15 protein-coding genes are annotated in these 19998 nt (G+C 73.3%); 9 read left to right on the forward strand and 6 right to left on the reverse strand.

What is annotated here, in order from left to right:
* Positions 1-10: 10 nt before the first annotated feature.
* The 3 genes from AB0M43_RS12065 to AB0M43_RS12075 all read right to left on the reverse strand — a co-directional run bounded on the left by AB0M43_RS12065 (position 11) and on the right by AB0M43_RS12075 (position 3270).
* Complete coding sequence (locus AB0M43_RS12065) at positions 11-1051, reverse strand: family 2 encapsulin nanocompartment cargo protein polyprenyl transferase (protein WP_363723723.1); 1041 nt, start codon at positions 1049-1051, stop codon at positions 11-13.
* 141 nt (positions 1052-1192) lie between these two features.
* Positions 1193-2596: a family 2B encapsulin nanocompartment shell protein gene (locus AB0M43_RS12070; protein ID WP_363724556.1), complete on the reverse strand. Its 1404-nt coding sequence runs from the start codon at positions 2594-2596 to the stop codon at positions 1193-1195.
* A 251-nt stretch (positions 2597-2847) separates the two neighbouring features.
* The gene (locus AB0M43_RS12075; RefSeq protein ID WP_363723725.1) at positions 2848-3270 is read right to left on the reverse strand and encodes an SRPBCC family protein; all 423 of its coding nucleotides are present in this window, start codon (positions 3268-3270) and stop codon (positions 2848-2850) included.
* A 385-nt stretch (positions 3271-3655) separates the two neighbouring features.
* On the opposite strand from AB0M43_RS12075, the gene polX reads away from it, so the two are divergent.
* The 3 genes from polX to AB0M43_RS12090 all read left to right on the forward strand — a co-directional run bounded on the left by polX (position 3656) and on the right by AB0M43_RS12090 (position 8062).
* A complete protein-coding gene (gene polX / locus AB0M43_RS12080; RefSeq protein ID WP_363723727.1) occupies positions 3656-5377 on the forward strand; it encodes a DNA polymerase/3'-5' exonuclease PolX in 1722 nt (573 codons plus the stop codon).
* 102 nt (positions 5378-5479) lie between these two features.
* Positions 5480-6298 (forward strand): methyltransferase domain-containing protein, encoded by an 819-nt coding sequence (locus tag AB0M43_RS12085; protein WP_363723729.1) that lies wholly within the window; start codon positions 5480-5482, stop codon positions 6296-6298.
* A 132-nt stretch (positions 6299-6430) separates the two neighbouring features.
* Positions 6431-8062 (forward strand): catalase, encoded by a 1632-nt coding sequence (locus AB0M43_RS12090; protein ID WP_363723731.1) that lies wholly within the window; start codon positions 6431-6433, stop codon positions 8060-8062.
* Between the two features lie 223 nt (positions 8063-8285).
* Here AB0M43_RS12090 and AB0M43_RS12095 read toward each other — a convergent pair whose 3' ends face one another.
* Entirely contained in the window at positions 8286-9158 is an 873-nt protein-coding gene (locus AB0M43_RS12095; protein ID WP_363723733.1) for a TetR/AcrR family transcriptional regulator C-terminal domain-containing protein, read from the reverse strand.
* Between the two features lie 93 nt (positions 9159-9251).
* Between AB0M43_RS12095 and AB0M43_RS12100 the strand changes: the two genes are divergently transcribed.
* Positions 9252-10439, forward strand: a complete 1188-nt coding sequence (locus AB0M43_RS12100; RefSeq protein ID WP_363723735.1) for an FAD-dependent monooxygenase — start codon at positions 9252-9254, stop codon at positions 10437-10439.
* 213 nt (positions 10440-10652) lie between these two features.
* Here AB0M43_RS12100 and AB0M43_RS12105 read toward each other — a convergent pair whose 3' ends face one another.
* A complete protein-coding gene (locus AB0M43_RS12105) occupies positions 10653-12257 on the reverse strand; it encodes a discoidin domain-containing protein (RefSeq protein WP_363723737.1) in 1605 nt (534 codons plus the stop codon).
* 151 nt (positions 12258-12408) lie between these two features.
* On the opposite strand from AB0M43_RS12105, the gene AB0M43_RS12110 reads away from it, so the two are divergent.
* The 4 genes from AB0M43_RS12110 (at position 12409) to AB0M43_RS12125 (ending at position 17836) form a co-directional block, all read left to right on the forward strand.
* Positions 12409-13578, forward strand: a complete 1170-nt coding sequence (locus tag AB0M43_RS12110; RefSeq protein ID WP_363723739.1) for a GNAT family N-acetyltransferase — start codon at positions 12409-12411, stop codon at positions 13576-13578.
* A gap of 280 nt (positions 13579-13858) precedes the next feature.
* Positions 13859-15622 carry a S8 family serine peptidase gene (locus AB0M43_RS12115; RefSeq protein WP_363723740.1) on the forward strand — a complete coding sequence of 588 codons (1764 nt, stop codon included), beginning with the start codon at positions 13859-13861 and terminating at the stop codon, positions 15620-15622.
* Positions 15623-16214: 592 nt separating this feature from the next.
* Complete coding sequence (locus AB0M43_RS12120; RefSeq protein WP_363723742.1) at positions 16215-17126, forward strand: GNAT family N-acetyltransferase; 912 nt, start codon at positions 16215-16217, stop codon at positions 17124-17126.
* Positions 17127-17251: 125 nt separating this feature from the next.
* Positions 17252-17836, forward strand: a complete 585-nt coding sequence (locus tag AB0M43_RS12125; protein WP_363723744.1) for a hypothetical protein — start codon at positions 17252-17254, stop codon at positions 17834-17836.
* A gap of 71 nt (positions 17837-17907) precedes the next feature.
* Here the strand turns inward: AB0M43_RS12125 and AB0M43_RS12130 are convergent, their stop codons facing one another.
* Positions 17908-18534: a dihydrofolate reductase family protein gene (locus tag AB0M43_RS12130; protein ID WP_363723746.1), complete on the reverse strand. Its 627-nt coding sequence runs from the start codon at positions 18532-18534 to the stop codon at positions 17908-17910.
* Positions 18535-18814: 280 nt separating this feature from the next.
* Here AB0M43_RS12130 and AB0M43_RS12135 point away from each other — a divergent pair, with 280 nt between their 5' ends.
* Positions 18815-19903: a glutamate--cysteine ligase gene (locus tag AB0M43_RS12135; protein ID WP_363723748.1), complete on the forward strand. Its 1089-nt coding sequence runs from the start codon at positions 18815-18817 to the stop codon at positions 19901-19903.
* Positions 19904-19998: the final 95 nt, after the last annotated feature.

Raw genomic sequence — 19998 nt, forward strand, 5'->3', positions numbered from 1 at the left:
GACCGGCCGGTCAGTGGTCGCGGCGGGTGACCAGCCGGGCGAGGCCGCCCAGCTCGGCGGCCACCCGGTCCGTGGGGCCGGCCGCCCCGAGCCGTTCCAGGGCCCGCCCGAGCAGGTCGTGCGCCTGGTTCTGGCTCCAGGTCCGCGCTCCGGCCCCGTCGATCAGGTCGGCGGCGCGGGCGAGTTCCGTACCCGTCAACGGTTCTTCGCGGTCGTAGAGCGCGGCCAGCTCGCGGCCCTCGTCGGTGCCCGAGGACAGCGCGGCGACCACCGGCAGCGACTTCTTCCGGTTCTGCAGGTCGGAGTAGACCGGCTTGCCGGTGACCGCCGGGTCGCCCCAGATCCCGAGCAGGTCGTCCACGAACTGGAACGCCAGGCCCAGGTGCTGCCCGAACGCCCCGAGGTGCTCGACCTGCTCCGGCCGCCCGCCGCCGAACAACGCGCCGAGCGCGCACGACGCCCCGAGCAGGGCGGCCGTCTTGCCCTCGGCCATCCGGAGGCACTCGGCCACGTCCACGTCGTCGCGGGTCTCGAAGGCCAGGTCGGCGAACTGCCCCTCGACCAGGTCCTGGACGGCGGCGCTGAGCATCCGCAGCCCGGCCTGCGACGCCGGGTGCCCGCTGGCGGCGAGCACGTCGAACGCGACGGTCAGCAGCGCGTCCCCGGCCAGGATCGCCGGCCCCGAGCCGAACACCGTCCAGGCGGTGGCCCGGTGCCGGCGGGTGACGTCGCGGTCCATGACGTCGTCGTGCAGCAGGGAGAAGTTGTGGGTGAGCTCGACGGCCACCGCCGCCGGGACCGCCACGTCCGTCCCGCCGCCGACCGCCTCGGCCATCAGCAGCACCAGCGCGGGCCGGATGGCCTTGCCGCCGGAGGCGTCGTCGGGTTCGCCGTGCTCGTCGCACCACCCGAAGTGGTACCCCGCGATCCGGCCCATCGACGGCGGCAGCCCGTCGACGGCCGCGCGCAACGCCGGACCCACGGTGTCGCGGCTCCAACTCAGCACCTCGCGGGCGGAACGCCCGGCGGTCCTCTCGTCCACAGTGGTCATCTGGTCACGACCTCCCCGAGCAAGGGCTTGACGATATGGTGTCCCCGAACGTCCCCGCGGAGTCTCCCACGGCGGCTGGCCCAGGTGTCGCGACTCGGGGGACGGGTGCCGGCGAACCCCGCCGGCACCGCGGCCCCCTCGTCAGTCACGCCCCCGACCGATCTCGACGTTCTCCAGGATGCCGAGCGCGTCCGGCACGAGGACGGCCACCGAGTAGTAGGCCGTGACCAGGTACGAGATGATCGCCTGCTCGCTGATGCCCATGAACCGCACCGACAGGCTGGGCTCGAACTCGTCGGGCAGCCCGGTCTGGTGCAGGCCGATGACGCCCTGGTTGGACTCGCCGGTCCGCATCGCGATGATCGACGTCGTCCGGGTGTTGCTGACCGGGATCTTGTTGCAGGGCAGCAGCGGCACGCCGCGCCACGCCGGCACCATGTTGCCGAGCAGGTCCACATTGGTCGGGTAGATGCCCCGGGCGGTGCACTCGCGGCCGAACGCGGCGATCGCCGACGGGTGCGCCAGCATGAACTGGGTGTTGCGCCGGCGGCTGAGCAGCTCGTCGAGGTCGTCGGGGGTCGGGGCGCCGCTGTGGGTGTGCAGGCGCTGCTTGAGGTCGGCGTTGTGCAGCAGGCCGAACTGCCGGTTGTTGATCATCTCGTGCTCCTGGCGTTCGCGCAGGGCCTCGACGGTCAACCGGAGCTGCTGTTCGATCTGGTTCATCGGCTCGTTGTAGAGGTCGGCGACCCGGCTGTGCACCTTGAGCACGGTCTGCGCGACGCTCAGCTCGTACTCGCGCGGGGCCAGCTCGTAGTCCACGAACGTGCCGGGCAGCACGGGCTCGCCGGTGTGGCCGGCCGACAGCTCGATCGCGGCCTCGCCGTGCTTGTTCTGCGGCTGGAGCGCGGACTCGCGGTGCGTGGCGATCTGGGCCAGCAGGTGCGGGGACTGCGCCGCCACGTCCTCGAACGCCCGCCGGGACAGGGTCAGCACGGTGCAGCTGGTGACGGCCTTGACCGTGTACTCCCAGATGCCCTGGTCCTCGACGAGCGACTGGTCGCCGAAGTAGTCGCCGTCGGCGAGCATGCCGAGGACGACCTGGTCCCCGTACTCCCCCACGCCGACCTTGTTGACCTTGCCGTGCGCGACGAGGAACACCTGGTCGGCGACGTGGCCGAACTCGACGATCACGTCGCCGGGCTCGAACTCCTGCTGGGTGAACCGGCCGGCGAGCGCGCCGAGCACGTCCTGGTCGTCGAAGCCGCGCAGCAGGGCCAGCTCGCCGAGCTCCGCCGGGACCACGGAGACGGTCGAGCCGGTGCTGACGAAGGAGACCCGGCCGTCGCCGACCGCGTAGGTCATCCGGCGGTTCACCCGGTACGCGCCGCCGGCGACCTGGACCCAGGGCAGGACGCGGAGCAGCCACCGGGAGGTGATCTCCTGCATCTGCGGCACGGACTTGGTCGTCGTCGCCAGGTTCCTGGCCGCCGCCGTCGCGAGGCTCTGCTGACGCTGCTCGCCCTCTACACCCGTTCCGGACCCCATCAACGACGTCACGACGCACCACCGATCTCTTCCGAAAGGAACGGCCGGATTTGGCCAGGAGTATCCCCAACATCACCGGCATCCAAAGTGTCACCGGTTGTCACCATGCTATGGACAATCCGAGATCTAGGGCAAGGGCCCCTTCGGTATGTAAATCGGACAGCTGTGGATGATAGAAAATCGAAATTGGTGGTACGGGTGAGACGGGTGTGACAGCACGGAGGGGCGCGGGCGGCCCCTCCGTCGGTCGATCAGCCCAGGGTACGGGCGTAACGGGCCAGCGCGGCCAACTCGTTGGGCAGGTTGCCGCTCACCCCGGGGCCGGCCTGCTGCGCGCGCGGCCCCTCCAGCCGGACACTGAAGGTCACCCGGGACCCGCCCGATCCATCCGGGTCGATCCGGTGCGTGAACCGGGTCGGGATGCCGAAGATGTCGACGTCGTCGCTGTACCCCACGCCGTCGAGCACGTCGACCAGGACGGTCCGGACGGGCTGGGGCGCGAACGTGAACGAGATCCACTGGACGACGCCGTCGACGAACGCGCCGTCGAGCGAGACCTTCTTGACCCGCACGTCCCACCGGGGGTGGTGGTACACCGGGTCGGAGAGGATCGACCACAGTGTCCCCGGCGGGACGTCCGGGATGTCGATGGACTGAGAATGCGTGTAGACCATGCCGCCCAGCCTAGGGCTTCCGTCCCGTTTTCCGGCTCCCGTGAATACGGGATGCGCGGTCGTCGCCCACCGCGCCGGGATCCGCGCGCACGGACCCGCGCGGCGCGGTGGGCGACCCGGCCCGTGTCGGGGGCGGGCCGTGCCGGGTCAGACCGGGTCCGGTCCGTCGCACCAGAACCTGGCCGTGCCGAACGCGGTCCGGCCGGATCCGGAGTCCACAGTCTGCGCGGGCCCGCCGGGGGCCGTCCGCGTTCCCGAACGTTCCCGAACGTCCGGTTCGTTCGGGACAGCGGCCGACCCCGGAGAGGCAACCCCTCAGACGGGTACCGGCGCGGGCGCCCCCGATCCCCGGGTGCCGGCCGGTCCGGGGCTCTAGGCTGGGCGTATGCCCCGGGCGAACGAGGCCGTAGCGGCGGTGCTGCGCGAGTACGCGGACCTGTTGGCCATCACCGACGGCGAGGCGTTCAAGGCACGGGCGTACGAGAAGGCGGCGCGCGCCGTCAGCGGGTACCCCCAGGATGTCTCGACCCTCGACGGCCCGGCCCTGCGCCGGATCCCCCAGGTCGGCGTCTCGATCGCGGACAAGATCGCGGAGTTCCTGCGTACCGGGAGCCTGCCGGCCCTCGACCGGGCGCGCGAACGGGTCCCCGCCGGGGTGCGCGCCCTGACTCGCATCCCCGGCCTGGGCCCCAAGAAGGCCCGCCAACTGTACGAGGACCTCGGCGTCACCTCCGTCGCCGAACTGCGCGCGGCCATCGAGGCCGGCGAGCTCACCGACCGGCGCGGCTTCGGCGCGAAGACGGCCGAGAACCTCCTGCACGGCATCGACCTGCTCGCCCGCGACACCGGCCGGACCACGGTCGACGTCGCGCTGACCGTGGCCGAGGAGGTGGTGGCCGCGCTGTCGGCCGTCCCGGGCTGCGTGCGGTGCGCCCACGCCGGTTCGCTGCGCCGGATGCGCGAGACCGTCGGGGACGTGGACCTGCTCGCCATAGCCGAGGACTCCGCGCCGCTGATGGCCGCGTTCGTGGCCCTGCCGCTGGTCGGGGAGGTGATCGCGCACGGGCCGACCAAGACGTCCGTGCGCACCACCACCGGGTTGCAGATCGACCTGCGGGTGGTGAAACCGGAGTCCTGGGGCGCGGCGCTGCAATATTTCACCGGCAGCCAGGGGCACAACATCCGGACCCGGGGCATGGCGGTGCGCGCGGGGCTGAAGCTGTCGGAGTACGGGCTGTTCCGGGTCGACGACGGTTCCCTGGTCGCGTCGGAGACCGAGGAGGAGGTGTACGCCGCCCTCGGCCTGCCCTGGATCCCCCCGCCGCTGCGCGAGGACCGGGGCGAGGTCGACGCCGCGCTCGCCGGCGAGCTGCCCACCCTCGTCACGGCCGCCGACATCCGGGGCGAGCTGCACAGCCACACCGACCTCACCGACGGCGTCGCCACCCTCGCCGAGATGGTCGCCGCCGCCCGCGCCCGCGGCTACTCCTACTACGCGGTCACCGACCACGCCAAGGACATGCCCATGCAGCGGATGACCGACGAGAAGATGCTCGCCCAGCGCGCCCAGCTCCGCGCGCTCGGCGAGGGCCGGAAGATGGTCCTGCTGCACGGCACGGAACTCAACATCGGGCCCGACGGCGACGTGGACTGGGGGCCGGAGTTCCTCGCCGGGTTCGACGTGTGCGTGGCGTCCGTGCACTCCCACTTCCAACAGACGACCGAAGAGCTGACCCGCCGACTGGTACGCGCCTGCGAGAACCCGTACGTGAACGTGATCGGGCATCCCAGTACCCGTCTGCTGGGTCGCCGGCAGGGCATCGAGCCGGACTGGGACGACGTGTTCGCGGCCGCCGCCCGCACCGGCACGGCGATGGAGGTGAACTGCTTCCCCGAGCGCCTCGACCTGCCGGACACGCTGATCCTGCGGGCGAAGCGGGCCGGGGTGAGGTTCGCGGTGGACACGGACGCGCACGCGGTCGGGCACCTGGACAACCTGCGGTACGGGATCGGGACGGCGCAGCGGGGGTGGTTGACCGTCGAGGACGTGGTGAACGCGTGGCCGCTGCGCCGGTTGCGGGCGTTCATCGCGGCGAAGCGCCCCTGAGGGGTCGGCGGCGGTCCGGGCCGACGGAGCACCGCGTGGACCGGGCGGTGCGGGGCGAGGAAAGGGCCGGGCGGGGTGGCGGATGTGGGTGACAATCGGGGCATGACTGAACCGGAGCGGCCGTTCTCGCACGTCGACCAGAGCACCGAGGAGCTCCGCCGCCACATGCTCGCCTACCTCGACGCCGCCGCCGGCAACCCCGAGATCCTCCGGGTCCGCGCCGTCGCGCTCGACGCCCTGGCCCCGACCCCCGGCCAGCGCCTGCTGGACGCCGGCTGCGGGGCGGGCGAGGTGGCCCGGAAGCTGCGCCGGCTGGTCGGGCCGGACGGGGCGGTGACGGCGCTGGACTACTCGAAGGAGTACGTCGCGGCGGCCGCCGCCCGGCACGACGGGGACCCGGTCGACTACGTGGTCGGCGATGTCGGCGCGCTGGAGTTCCCCGACGCGCACTTCGACGGGGTGCGGTCCGAGCGGGTGTTCCAGCACCTGGAGGATCCCGACGCGGCGGTCCGCGAGCTGGCCCGGGTCACGGTGCCCGGCGGGGCGGTGTGCGTGGTGGACACCGACTGGGCGTCGCTGCTGTTCGACGGGGTCGACCAGACGGTGGTCGCGCGGGTGGTCGCGAAGCTCGGCGGGACGGGCATGATGCGCAACGCCACGATGGGGCGGTCGTTGCGGGGGCGGATGGTGCGCGCCGGGTTGGCCGGGGTCGAGACGATGCCGGTGACGTTGCGGTTCACCGAGCCGGAGAGCGCGGGGCAGGTGCTGCCGCTGGTCGATCCGAAGGCGGCCACCCCGTTGGCGGCGCTGCTGGGCGAGGGGCTGGTCGGGGCGTTCCACGCGACGGTGGACGAGGCCGCGGCGCGGGGGGACTTCCTGGCGGCGTTCACGATGTGGGTGACGGTGGGCCGGGCCGTCTGATTCTCCCCCGCTCCGGCCGGTCGCGCGGCGAATTTGGGGGGATTCACTGTCATCCGGGTGGGTAAGGCAGACGATAGCGGTAGCGACACCGCCATCGACGCCCCATTCCGCGGGAAGGGACAGCGAACGATCATGACTGACGACGAGCGCCCGGTACTCACCAACCGGCAGGGTCACCCCGTCCACGACAACCAGAACCAGCGGACCGTCGGGGCGCGCGGCCCGGCCACGCTGGAGAACTACCAGTTCCTGGAGAAGATCGCGCACTTCGACCGCGAACGGATCCCGGAACGGGTGGTGCACGCCCGGGGCTTCGTCGCGTACGGGTACTTCGAGGCGACCGGGAAGGTCGGGGACGAGCCGATCGCGAACCTGACCCGGGCGAAACTGTTCCAGGAGCAGGGGAAACGTACCGAGGTGGCGATCCGGTTCTCGACCGTGATCGGCGGGCGGGACTCCTCCGAGGCGGCCCGGGACCCGCGCGGCTTCGCGGTGAAGTTCTACACCGAGGACGGCAACTGGGACCTGGTCGGCAACAACCTGGCGGTGTTCTTCATCCGGGACGCGATCAAGTTCCCCGACGTGATCCACTCGCTGAAGCCCGACCCGTTGACGTTCCGGCAGGAGCCCAACCGGATCTTCGACTTCATGTCGCAGACCCCGGAGAGCATGCACATGCTGGTCAACCTGTTCGGGCCGCGCGGCATCCCCGCCGACTACCGGCACATGCAGGGCTTCGGGGTGAACACCTACAAGTGGGTGAACGCGGCGAACGAGACCGTGCTGGTCAAGTACCACTGGATTCCGAAGGTCGGGGTTTCCAGCATGACCGCCGAGGACGCGGCGCTGGTGCAGGCCGACGACCTCGGGCACGCGTCCCGGGACATCTGGGAGGCCATCGAGCGCGGCGAGTACCCGGAGTGGGAGCTGCGGGTCCAGGTGATGAGCGACGAGGAGCACCCGGAGCTGGACTTCGACCCGCTCGACGACACGAAGACATGGCCGGAGAACCTGTTCCCGCCGCGCCCGGTCGGCCGGATGGTGCTCGACCGCACCGTGGACAACGTCTTCGCGGAGAACGAACAGATCGCGTTCGGTACCGGGGTGCTGGTCGACGGGCTCGACTTCTCCGACGACAAGATGCTGGTCGGGCGCACGTTCTCCTACAGCGACACCCAGCGGTACCGGGTCGGCCCCAACTACCAGCAGCTCCCCGTGAACGGCGCGAAGCACGCGGCCGTGCACACCAACCAGCGCGACGGTTCCATGGCCCACCACGTGGACGGCACCGGCGCGAACCCGCACGTGAACTACGAGCCGTCGGTCACGGGCGGGCTGCGCGAGGCCGCCTACCCCGTGCCCGACGAGCAGGGGCCGGAGCTGCGCGGCCGGCTCACCCGAGCCCGGATCCCCCGGACGAACGACTACCAGCAGGCCGGTCAGCGGTACCTGCTGATGGAGCAGTGGGAACGCGACGACCTGGTACTCAACCTGGTGACGCTGCTCGGGCAGTGCGACCGGGAGATCCAGGACCGCATGGTGTGGCACTTCCTGATGGTGGAGAACGAGCTCGGCACCCGGATCGGCGACGGGCTGGGGATCAGCCCGCAGGACGTGGCGGGGCTGCCGCCCCTGGCCACCCAGAACCTGTCCGACGAGGAGCGCGAGCGGCTCGCGAACCTGGGGAAGAACCCGCCGCGGGACGTCACCGGGCTGGTGATGACGCACTGCGTGCCGGACGTCCGGCGCGAGGTGACCCGCTAGGAGCGGGACGGTCGGCGGCCGTCCGGGCGGTGTCCCGGGCGGCCGTCCGCGCGACCGGGACCGGTGGCGGCCTAGCCTCCGCGCGGCCGGCGCGGGTGGCTCGACCTCTGCGCGACCCGCACGGGTGGCTCGACCTCTGCGCGACCCGCACGGATGGCGACCCGGCATGCCCGCGACCGACGCGGGTGGCGGGCCGGCGCGGGTCGCCGGCGGGGTCCTGCCGTCACGGGCGTCCGGCGGTCCGGCGCTCGTCGATCAGGTGGGCCAGGCCGTCGAGGACGCGGGTCAGGCCGAAGTCCAGGGCGTCGCCCTGCCCGCCGGGCGCCGCCCCGGTCGCCGCCGCGTCCGCCATCGCCGCCGCGAGGGCCGGGAACCGGTCGGCCCGCTCCGCGAGCAGCGCCCCGATCAGCGTTCCGAGCTGCTGTTCCGTGGCGCCCGGCCGGTCGGGCGGGAACGCCATCGTCTGGTGGGCCAGACCCCGCAGGTGGCTGGCGACGGTCACGAGCGCGTCGAGCTGTTCGCCGCCGGTGAGGCCCGTGTCCGCGAGCGCGGCGATCCCGGCCTCCATCCAGTCGAGTTCGTTCGGGCCGGGCACCCGCACCCCCTCGGTGGCGGTCAGCGCCCACGGGTGCCGGCCGAACGCGGCCCACAGCGCGCGGGCCCAGGCGCGCAGCCGGGGCCGCCAGGCGTCCGGGGCGGTGTCCGGGTCGTGGGTGCCGTCCCAGGCTCCGGCGGTGTCACGTTCCGCGGCGCCGTCGGGGTTACCGCCGCCATCGAGAGCTCCTGCGACTCCGGGGGCGGACGCGGCGTCGAGATCCCCGGCAGCGTCGAGGTCCGGGGGTGGGCCCATCGCCGCGTCGACCATCAGCGCGGTGAGTTCGGCCTTGCCCGGCACGTACCGGTAGAGGGACATCTTGGTGAAGTCCAGGTCGCCGGCGACCCGCTGCATGGACACCGCCGCGAGCCCCTCGGCGTCGGCGATCGCGATCGCGGCGGCCACGATCCGTTCCAGGGTCAGGCCCGGTTTGGGGCCACGACTGGGCCGGGGGCCGGGACCCCAGAGCAGTTCGGCGGTACGCGTCTGGTCTCCGAGCACGTCGCGGCCCTTCCTGTTGCCGTTCCCTCGGAACTGTGTCTACCATACGCGAAATAGTGTCCGGTGGACACAGTTAACCGATGGAGGCACCCCATGGACGTCCTGATCTCCGGCGCGAGCGTCGCCGGCCCCGCGCTGGCGTACTGGCTCGGGCGCGCCGGGCACCAGGTCACCGTCGTGGAGATCGCGCCCGCGCCCCGGACCGGGGGCTACTCGGTCGACTTCCGGGGCGGTACCCATCTGTCCGTGCTGCGCATGATGGGGGTGCTCGACGAGCTGCGGGCGCTGGACACGGGCGGGACGCCGTACCGGTTCGTGGCGGCCGACGGCTCCCGGCGCTCCGGCCTGCCGGGCGACTTCGCGGGCGGCGACCTGGAGGTGGCCCGCTCCGAGCTGTCCCGGGTGCTGCGCGAACACTCGGCCGCCGAGTACGTGTACGGCGACGCCATCGCGGCCCTGACGGAGACCTCGACCGGGGTGCGGGTCGACTTCGAGCGCGGTGGGTCCCGGGTGTTCGACCTGGTGGTGGGCGCGGACGGCATGCACTCGGGGGTGCGCCGGCTCGCGTTCGGGCCCGAGGAGCGGTTCGTCACGCATCTCGGGTGCCACGTCGCGGGCTGGGAGCTGCCCTGCCCGGCCGGGGTGGACCGGACCGTGCAGCTGTACAACGAGCCCGGCCGGATGGCCAGCGTCGGCGCGCACCACGGCGACCCTTCGCGGGCCAGTACGTTCTTCGCGTTCCGGGCCGGGCCGCTCGACGTGGACCGGCGCGACCTCGGGGCGCAGCGGAAGGTGCTCGCGGACCGGTTCGCCGGGATGGGTTGGCGGACCGGTGAGCTGGTCGACGCGTTGTGGGACTCCCCCGGGCTGTACTTCGACGCGGTCAGCCGGGTGGACGTGCCGTCCTGGTCGCGGGGCCGGATCGTGCTGCTCGGCGACGCCGGGTACGGGGCGACCGTGGGCGGGATGGGCACCGGCACGGCGGTGGTGGCCGCGTACGCGCTGGCCGGGGAGCTGGCCCTCGCGGGGACCGGGCACGGGGCGGCGTCCGCGCGGGGCGGGCACGAGGCGGCGTTCGCGGCGTACGAGCGGCGGCTGCGCCGGTTCGTGAAGCGGTGCCAGCGGGGCGGGCGCGGGACGGGGGCGTTCCTGGCGCCGGCCACCGCGTTCCGGATCCGGATGCGGGACAGGGTGCTCAACTCGCGCCGGTTGTCGGGGATGCTGATGGCCGAGAGCCAGAAGAACTCCACCGGGGTGGCGCTGCCGGACTATCCACTGTGAACGGAACACCGGTAGGGCGAGCGCCGAGGGGCGGCCCGGTCGGGACCGCCCGGCCGGCACCGCTCGGAGGGACCGCCCGGCGAGACCGCCGCCCGACCGTGGCACTCCGGGCCGACCGACGAAGCCCCGACCATGGCACTCCGGCCGACCGAGGAAGCCCCGACCGTGGCGCTCCCGGCCGCCCCGCGAAGGCCGGCCGGGAGCGCGACCCGGTCAGCCGGTCGTGCCGTACACCCGCATCTCGAACAGCGAGTAGCCGTACGCCGTCCCCCGGGCCGTGCCGTGCACCCGGACGTAGCGGCCCGTGCCGGACAGCCCCGTCAGGTCGTCGGCCGCGCCGTTGCCCGAGGTCGTGGAGTAGATCGTGGTCCAGGTGCTGCCGTCCGGCGAGGTCTGGATGGTGTACGACTTGCCGTACGCCGCCTCCCAGTTCAGCAGGACCCGGCTGACCGAGGCGGTCGCGCCCAGGTCGACGCGCAGCCACTGCGGGTCCACGCCCTCCTTGCTCGCCCACCGGGTGCCGGTGAGGTTGCCGTCGAACGCCGCGCCCGCCGGGAACGAGCTGGTCTCCACGGAGGACGCCGTCGCCGGCTTCCCCTGGGACAACAGCACCGGGGTACCGCCCGGCCCGTTCACGGTCAGCGCGTAGCCGACCGGGTGGCTGACCGTGCCGGACGTGCCCGTCACGGTGATCGTGGCCGGGCCCGGGGTCGCCGAGGCCGTGGTGGTCACGGTCATGGTGGCGGTCCCGCCGGCCGGCACCGAGGCCGGGTTGAACGCCACGGTCACCCCGGCCGGGGCCCCGGTCGCCGTCAGCGCCACGGTCCCGGGCGTCCCCGAGACCACGGAGGTGGCCACGGTCGAGGTCACCGAGCCGCCGGCGGTCACCGCGCCCGAGGCGGGGCTCAGCGCCAGCGCGAAGTCGGGGCCGGGCTGGCCCGACGCGGTGAACACCCACTGGCTCGCGGTCCCCGAACAGCTGCCGGCGGTCACCGTGCCGGCGGAGTCCCGGAAGCACTTCTGGCCGGTCTGCATGTCGGAGATCGTGAGGTTCGGGTTCACCGACCACTGCTGGGTCGGGCCGCCGGTGCAGGTGGCGAGCACGACCTTGTTGCTGGAGTTGGCGGCGCACAGGTCGCGGATCTGCATGAACGCGCCGTGGAAGGTGAACTTCTGGCTCGCCGAGCCGGTACACGGCGCGGTCTTGAACGCGGTGGAGGGCGCGTCCATGCACAGCCCCGTCGACACGTTCTTGTACTGGCCGACCGTCGTGTTCGGCTGGGCCCCGCCGTAGCAGGCACCGGTACCCGTGTCGAAGATCGGGGTCGGGTCGTAGGGCTCGTTGGCCGACGGGTTGACCACGACCGGTTCCATCGTGGGCGTGCTGTCGGCGTTGTAGTGGGTGAGCGCGTCCTCGCAGTCGATGGCGTTCATCGGGTTGCCGCCCTTGCCGCCCAGCCACAGGTCGATGTGCCGCAGGCCCGGCCCGCCGTTGGGGCCCTCCTCGCTCCAGTCGGACTCACATTCCTGACAGGAGTCCTCCATGATGAAGTACTTGCGGACCCGGGGCACCCAGACCTTCGTGCCGGGCGCGAGCTCGTCGGAGGACGTGGCGAACGTGATCGGGTCGGCGTAGGTGCCCTTGCCGCCCGCCGTGCTGTGGATCTGCGGGTACGCGATGTCCCCGCCGGGCGGGGTGTTGTCCCACCAGCCGTAGAAGGTCAGGAACGTCTGCTGGGTGGTGGCCGCCTGGGCCGGCGCGCCGACGAGCAGGCTGGCGAGCAGGGCCAACAGGACGAGCCAGGGTGCGCGCTTCATGGTGCCTCCATGCGCGAGGGGGGTGCCGTCGATGCAGCGTCGGTCCGCGCGTACCCGGGAGTCAAGAGAATTGACAGTAAACCTGACTGTCAATCCGTGGGGCGGAAAGAACCGGGCGGAAAGCGGTCCCCCGCCCGGTTAGGCTGACCCGGTGATCATCAGGTCTGTGCCCCCCGAAGAGCGGCCCACGGTGTCGCTACCCATCCAGCAGTACGCGTTCTCGGCGACCCCCGGTCCGAGCTTCCCGTACGACGCGCGCTACCACCGCGACAACGCCGTTCTGGCCGCCTACGACGGGGACCGGGTGCTGGCCTGCGCCACCCGGATCCCGATGACCCAGAACGTCCGGGGCGGGATCCTGCGGATGGCGGCCGTCGCCGGGGTGGCCGCCGTGCCCGACGCGCGCCGGGGCGGCCACGTCCGCGCCCTGCTCGACCGGCAACTCGCCGACGCGGCGGCGGAGGGCTTCGCGGTCAGCACCCTGTACCCGTTCCGCACCTCGTTCTACGAGCGGTTCGGCTACGTCAGCTTCCCCGAACCGGCGCGGGTCAGCATCGACCCGGCGAGCCTGGCCCCGCTGCTGCGCGCCGACCTGCCGGGCGAGGTCACCTGGCACCCGGTCGCCGACGCGTACGACGACCTGCGCGACCTGCACGCCCGGCTCCAGCGGACCACGCACGGGGTCGCGCTGCGGCCGGACTACAGCGCGGAGTGGGTCCGGGACGGCAACGAGTCGTGGGCGGCCGTCGCCCGGGTGGCCGGCGAGGTGGTCGGCGCGCTGCTGTACAGGATCACGGGGCACCACGGCGAGCTGTCCGGCGGCCCGCTGCTGGCCGTCGACCCGACCGCCCGGGCCCTGCTGCTGTCCTTCCTGGCCCGGCACGTCGACCAGGTAGACGCCGTCACCCTCACCCCGCACCCGGACGAGCGCCCCGAGCTGTGGTCGACCGACATCGCCGTGACCGGCACCGTCCGGTCCACCCCGACGGACGTGTTCGCCCCGATGGCCCGGGTGCTGTCCGTGCCGGCGCTCGCCGGGATCGGCGTCGGCGCCGGGGACGTGACCGTCGCCGTGGACGACCCGCTGACCGGGGGCACGTGGCGGCTCGGGTCCGACGGCGGCGCGCTGGTGGTGCGGCCGTCCGACGCGGAACCCGAGGCGACGCTGACCGGGCACGGGCTGTCCGCGCTGGTCTACGGGGTGCTGGATCCGGCCGAGCTGGCGGTGCGCGGGTTCGCCCCGTCGCTGCCCGCCGACGTCGCCGACCGGCTGCGGACCCTGTTCCCGAAGGCCACGCCCTGGCTGGTGGAGAACTTCTAGACGGGTACCGGGGCGGGCGCGCCCGAACCCGCCCCACCGGGGCCGGCGCGCCCGGCGGTGTCCCGGCCCCACCGCGCGGCTTCGGTCATGCGGGCGGCCCGACCGGTACCCGTCTCGCTCTGTGCGGTTGAACGACCGCTCCGGGTGACCCTACCCTCGCGTTCTCCCTACGGACGCCCCTCGATGTCGCACCGGGACGCCCCGGTGTTCCTACGCTCCGGGAACCGACCGGACACCGCCTCCGCCGGTCGGACACCCCTCAGACAGGCGAGGACACCTCATGCGACAGAGACACTGGCCCGCGTCCCGCGCGGCCCTCATCGGCATCGCCGTGGCCACCGCCATGGCGGGCGCGACCACCGCCTGGGCGGCGGCGGGTCCGACCCCGGGCGGCGGGGCGCCGACCGCCCAGGTCACCCCGCCCTACTCCCCCAAGCACGCCGCAGCCCAAGCCCCCGACCAGGGCACGCTGGCCGCCGCCGGCCGGCCGGGCTGGGCCGCCGGTACCCGCGCGTACTTCGTGCTCTCCGCCCCCGGGGACGTGGCGGCGGCGAAGAAGGCGGTGACCGACAACGGCGGCACGGTCTTCGCGTCCTACGACAGCATCGGCGTCCAGGTGGCGCACTCCGCCGGGACCGGGTTCGCCGCCGCCGTGCGCGGGGTGGCCGGCGTGCAGAAGGTCGGCGCGACCCGCACCTCCGACGTGCCGGCCGCCGCCTACGACCCGGCCGTCCCCGCGTCGCCGAGCCAGCAGGCGACCACCAAGGAGGAGAAGGTCCTCTGGGACATGTCGATGATCGGCGCGGACAAGGCGTGGGCCAGCTACCAGGGCTCCGCCGACGTCACGGTCGGCGTCCTCGACACCGGGGTGGACGACCAGCACCAGGACCTCAAGCCCAACTTCGACGCCGCCCGTTCGGTGTCCTGCGCCTACGGGAAGGCCGACACCCGGGCCGGCGCGTGGCGCCCGGTGGACCGGCACGGCACCCACGTGGCGGGCACCATCGCGGCGGCGAAGAACGGCAAGGGCGTCGTCGGCGTCGCCCCGGGCGTGAAGGTCGCGTCCGTCCGGGTCGCCGAGCCCGAGGTCGGCAACCTGTTCTTCCCCGAGAACACCGTCTGCGCGTTCCTCTGGGCCGCCGACAAGGGCATCAAGGTCACCAACAACAGCTACTACACCGACCCGTGGCTGTTCAACTGCCCCAACGACCCCGACCAGGACGCGATCCTGGAGGCGTCGAAGCGGGCCGTGGCGTACGCCGAGAACAAGGGCGTCGTCACCATCGCCGCCGCCGGCAACGAGTCCTACAACCTGGCCGACAAGAAGTCCGACAGCAAGAGCCCGGACGACTCCAAGGCCGTCACCCGCACGGTCACCAACGACTGCCTGCAGATCCCCGGCGAGCTGCCCGGCGTCGTGTCGGTGTCCTCGCTCGGCGAGCAGAGGAACAAGGCGTCGTACTCCAACTACGGCACCGGGAAGATCCAGGTCACCGCGCCGGGCGGCACGTACGGGGTGACCTCCACCCTGCCCGGCGGCACGTACGGCGACCTGACCGGCACCTCCATGGCCTCCCCGCACGTCGCCGGGGTCGCCGCGCTGCTCGTGTCGAAGAACCCGGGCCTGTCCCCGGCCGACGTGCGGTCCCGGCTCGCCCAGCAGGCCACGGACCTCGGGTGCCAGCAGTCGGACTTCGGCTGCACCGGTACCGCCGCGGTGAACAACTTCTACGGCGAGGGGATCGTGGACGCGCTCAAGGCGGTGGGCGGGACTTCGCCGTCGCCTTCTCCGTCGCCTTCTCCGTCGCCTTCGACGTCGCCTTCGCCTTCGCCGAGCCCGACCGTGGGGCCGACGACCGGTCCGACCACGCCGCCGGGTTCGTGCACGGTGGCGGCCTGGACCGGCACCAAGTTCTACTGGTCCGGCGACCAGGTCTCGCACAACGGTCGCAAGTGGACCGCCAGCCAGCCCAGCTACAACCGGGCGCCCGGCACGACCGATCCGTGGGGCGGCTCGCCCTGGCAGGACAACGGGGCCTGCTGACCGCGCCGGCCGGCCCGACCTCCACCGGGCCGGCCGGCGTCCACTGTGGTCCCGCCGTTGTCCACTACCGTCCGGTAACCGCCCCACAGCACCGTCCCCGATGCGAAACCCACTGAAGCCACCCATCGCGGCAGGAAGCCCCGAACGCCACATATGCCAGCTAAGTCCTGGTACTTATGTGAGTAACCCAATTAGGGGAGGGGGTGAACGTCATGTGGTGGTGGTGGAATCACGGAGTGGACTTCTGGTCCAACGGACCCCACTGGTTCTTCTGGCACAACTGGCCGTTCTGGTGAGCCGCCGGAGAATGTGCGACCCCGCCCGGTGATCGTCCGGGCGGGGCCACACGGACCAGAGTAGAACAAGGAAGCGCGGATCGAGGGTGGATCGTCGACCCTCGATCCCGCGCGTCGTCCGGCCGGTGGTGATCCGGTGCCGCGCGTCGCCCGGCCGGCCGGCAGACCCGGTGCCACGCATCATCCGGCCGGCCGGCACCCGCTTCCCCGCGCGAAATTCGGTACCGGCGTGCCCCGGTTCGTCGATACCCTCCCGCCGTCGACCGCGCAGCGGTCACCGACCGTGGAGGAACACCGTGCGCCTGCGCCCGTACAACGCACCCGGGGACCTGGCCGCCGTCGAGGCGGTGCGCGCCGCCGTCCTCGCCGCCGAGGGCGACGTGTGGCTGCCCGGCCCCGGCGACGACGACGTGGCCGACAACCTCCCGCACTGCGTGCTCGCCGAACTCGACGGCCGCGTCGTCGGGTACGCCTGGACGCAGTGGTGGACCGAGGCCGACGGCACCCGGCTGTACCTGCTCACCGGCGCGGTCGCCCCCGACAGCCGGGGCCGGGGCGTCGGGCGCGCGCTGCTCGCCCGGCAGGAGGCCCGGGCCGCCGAGCTCGCGGCGGCCGAGGGCGCGGCCCGGCCCGTGCTCGGCGGGAACGCCGACGAGTCCCAGCCCGGCACGCGGGCCCTGCTGCTGGCAGCCGGCTTCGAAATCGCGTTCACGAAGGTGCACCTGGAGGCGGCCACCGGCCGGTACGACGCGGCGCTGCCGACCGGCTTCGACCTTCGGCCCGTGACCCCCGACCAGCACCCGGTGCTGCACGCCGCGATCGAGGCGTGCTTCGTGGACTCCCCGAACGGCTACGTCGAGCGCACCTTCGAGGAGTACCTGGAGGAGGTCGCCGAGGAGCAGTCCGACCTGGACCTGTGGCTGGCGGCCTGGGACGGCGACGAGCTGGCCGGTGTCGTGGTCAACACCATCGGGGCCGACGGCACGGGCGGGACCCCGTGGGTGGCGGTCCTCCCCCGGTGGCGGCGGCGCGGCCTGGCCCGGGCCCTGATGTACCGCAGCCTGGACCTGCTCGCGGCGCGCGGCGTGACCCGCACGGCACTGCACACGGTGCTGGAGAACGAGAACGACAGCGTGGGCCTCTACGAGAGCGTCGGGTACGAGGTGGTGGCCCGCCGGCCCCGGTACCGCAAGCCCCTCGCCGCCTGACCGTCCGCAGGGGACCGGGCGGCCCGGATCGCCTGCCGGGCCGGCGGCCGGAGGGGCCGGGCGGGGCGCGCCGGGCGGGCCGGCGACCCTGGCGGGTGTCCGGTTCGCCGGATAGGTTGGTCCGCATGGAACCGCAGCCCCCGTGGAGCGCGACCGCCCCGCCCGGCCCCGCCCGCCGCTTCCCGCCAGGGACGATCGCGTTCGTCGTGATCGCCGGGGTGGTGGTCCTCGGCCTCGTCGTCACCCTGGCCCTCGTGTTCTCCGGCGTGCTCAGCTCCAACGACACCCGGACCGCCGAGAAGCGCACCGGTATCGCCCAACCGATCAGCCTCCTGCCCGTCGAGGAGGAGTACGCGGCGCCGTGCCGCCCCGGGGACCAGTCCGCCGGCAAGCTGGACCCGGACAAGTGCCACCGGCTCGGCACGGGCATGGTGGTCACCTCCGTCCGCCAGCTGGTGACGAAGGTCGGGACCGACGGCAAGGGCGTGGTCCAGTTGTCGCTGAACCCGGACGACGCCAGGGCGTTCGGCGACCTGACCACCCGGCTGGCCGCCGAGCAGCCGCCCCGCAACCTTCTCGCGATCGTCGTCAACGGTCAGGTGCTGTCCACGCCGCAGGTCATGTCCCCGATCCCGGGCGGCGAGGTGGAGATCTCGGGCAACTTCACGGTCAAGGAGGCCCGCGACCTCGTGGCCAAGATCAAGGGCTGATCCTCCGGGTACCGGGGCCGCCGCGTCGCCGGGCGCGCACCGGCACGGTCACCGGGTTCCCGGGAGCCGGGTCAGGCGTCCGACCAGTCCCGGGCCGCGCGCACCGGCGGGTCGGGCGCGACGGGCCGGCGCACCGCGTACCGCAGGTGGGTGACCAGCGGGGACTCCAGTACCCGGGTGCGTTCCAGGGTGACCCCGGCGTCGGCCAGGCCGTCGAACAGCCGGGTGCCCCCGCCGAGCAGCACCGGCGCGAGCTGGAGGTGCACCTCGTCCACGTGGCCGGCCAGCAGGTACTGCCGGGACACGTCCGCGCCCATCAGCGTGACGTCGCGGTCCCCGGCGGCGGCCCGGGCCCGGCGGAGCGCCTCCCCGGCCCCTCCGGTGACGAAGGTGAACGTGCCGCTGGCCATGACCAGGTTCTCGCGGGGCTGGTGGGTGAGCACGAAGCTCGGCGCCGGGTACGGGGTGTCCTCCCAGGCCCCGACCCCCACCTCGAAGGTGCGCCGGCCGAGCACCACGGCCCCGGTGGTGGCGAACAGTTCGGCGATGACGGCCTCGTCGGTCTCGTGCGCGGGCCGGTGGAACACCCACTCGTGCAGCCGCATGCCGCCCTCGCCGAGCGGCTGGTCCACGCTCGCGTCGGGGCCGGCCAGGTAGCCGTCCAGCGACACCGTGGCGTGCACGAGTACCTTGCCCATCGCGTCCCTCCCTAGTGGTCCGCCCCACTGTACGACCGGCCGGGGCCGCGCGGGGGTACCGCGCGAACCCGTGGAGCGGCGCGTCCGGGGCCCGGCGCCGCACGCCCCCGGACGCCCGGAGGCGCCGGAGGGGCTTCGCGCGCACGGGTCGGCGCCTCGACGTGGTGCGCGCTCCGGCCCAGGGGGTTTCGGTGGGCACGGATAGGCACGGGAGGTCGGGCCGGCACGGGCAGGAGTTCCCGGCGGCATGAGTTCGGGCCGGAGCGGGTAGGGGGAGGCCATGACTGCCACAGCCAGCACGTTCGGGGTCGAGGAGGAGTTCCACATCCTCGACGCCGCCACCGGCCGGCTCGCGCCCGGCTCCGCCACCCTGCTCACGGACAGTGACGGTGCCGAGAAGGAGTTCCAGCGGTCCATGGTCGAGACCGCCACCGCCGTGTGCACGGATCTCGACGAGTTGCGCGCCGAGCTGGTCGCGTCCCGCAAGGCCCTCGTGGCGGCGGCGGACCGGGCGGGGCTGTGCGTGGTCGCGGCCGGCACCGTACCCGACTCGGGGGTGGCGACCGCCCCGGTGTACCCGGACGACCGGTACCGCCGGATCCGGGACCGCTACCAGAAGCTCGCCGTCGAGCAGCAGGTGTGCGCCACCCAGGTCCAGGTCGGCGTCGAGCACCCCGATCTCGCGGTCCGGATCATCCCCCGGGTCCGCGGCTGGCTGCCGACCCTGCTCGCCCTGTCGGCCAGCTCGCCGTACTTCCAGCACGCCGACACCGGCTACGCCTCGTACCGCAACATCGTCGCCTCCCGGTGGCCCACGGCCGGCCCGCCCCCGGTCTTCCCCGACCACGCCGCGTACCAGCGCAGCGTCCGCCGGCTGATCGACACCGGGGTGATCGACGACGCCGGGATGATCTACTTCGACGCCCGGGTCTCGGCCCGGTACCCCACCCTGGAGCTGCGGATCTGCGATTCGACCCCCCGGCTGGACGACGTGGTCCTGCTCGCCGGCCTGGGCCGGGCCCTGGTGGCCACCGCGGCCGCCGAGGAGGAGGCGGGCGCGCCCCCGGCCGACGTACCCGACGAACTGCTGCGCGCCGCCACCTGGACCGCCGCCCGCGACGGGCTGCGCGACCGGCTGGTCGACCCGGTGGCCGGCGAGTCGGTGAAGGCCGCCGACCTGGTGGGCCGGCTCGTGGCGCACGTCAGGCCCGCGCTGGAGGCCACCGGTGACCGGGAGATGGTGGAGGCCGGGGTGGCGGACCTGCTGCACCGGGGCACGTCCGCCGAGAGCCAGCGCCGGTCCCTGGTGTCCGGGGGCGGCGAGGCGGGCGTGACGGCGGCGTTGGCGGCGCTGACCCGCCAGGGCTAGCCCGCAGCGTCCCTCCGCTGGCCGGCCTGTGCACCGGATCCCGCGAGCAGGTGTCAGTGCCCCGACCCGACGCGGCGCCCCGCCCCGGGTGCCGG

This window comes from Longispora sp. NPDC051575, from assembly GCF_040681875.1.
Taxonomy (GTDB): domain Bacteria; phylum Actinomycetota; class Actinomycetes; order Mycobacteriales; family Micromonosporaceae; genus Longispora.

What these genes read in the sequence shown, in the direction of transcription:
- AB0M43_RS12065 (WP_363723723.1), bottom strand. Translation starts at nt 1,051, where the DNA reads ATGACCACTGTGGACGAGAGGACCGCCGGGCGTTCCGCCCGCGAGGTG.
- AB0M43_RS12070 (WP_363724556.1), bottom strand. Translation starts at nt 2,596, where the DNA reads ATGGGGTCCGGAACGGGTGTAGAGGGCGAGCAGCGTCAGCAGAGCCTC.
- AB0M43_RS12075 (WP_363723725.1), bottom strand. Translation starts at nt 3,270, where the DNA reads ATGGTCTACACGCATTCTCAGTCCATCGACATCCCGGACGTCCCGCCG.
- polX (WP_363723727.1), top strand. Translation starts at nt 3,656, where the DNA reads ATGCCCCGGGCGAACGAGGCCGTAGCGGCGGTGCTGCGCGAGTACGCG.
- AB0M43_RS12085 (WP_363723729.1), top strand. Translation starts at nt 5,480, where the DNA reads ATGACTGAACCGGAGCGGCCGTTCTCGCACGTCGACCAGAGCACCGAG.
- AB0M43_RS12090 (WP_363723731.1), top strand. Translation starts at nt 6,431, where the DNA reads ATGACTGACGACGAGCGCCCGGTACTCACCAACCGGCAGGGTCACCCC.
- AB0M43_RS12100 (WP_363723735.1), top strand. Translation starts at nt 9,252, where the DNA reads ATGGACGTCCTGATCTCCGGCGCGAGCGTCGCCGGCCCCGCGCTGGCG.
- AB0M43_RS12105 (WP_363723737.1), bottom strand. Translation starts at nt 12,257, where the DNA reads ATGAAGCGCGCACCCTGGCTCGTCCTGTTGGCCCTGCTCGCCAGCCTG.
- AB0M43_RS12115 (WP_363723740.1), top strand. Translation starts at nt 13,859, where the DNA reads ATGCGACAGAGACACTGGCCCGCGTCCCGCGCGGCCCTCATCGGCATC.
- AB0M43_RS12125 (WP_363723744.1), top strand. Translation starts at nt 17,252, where the DNA reads ATGGAACCGCAGCCCCCGTGGAGCGCGACCGCCCCGCCCGGCCCCGCC.
- AB0M43_RS12130 (WP_363723746.1), bottom strand. Translation starts at nt 18,534, where the DNA reads ATGGGCAAGGTACTCGTGCACGCCACGGTGTCGCTGGACGGCTACCTG.
- AB0M43_RS12135 (WP_363723748.1), top strand. Translation starts at nt 18,815, where the DNA reads ATGACTGCCACAGCCAGCACGTTCGGGGTCGAGGAGGAGTTCCACATC.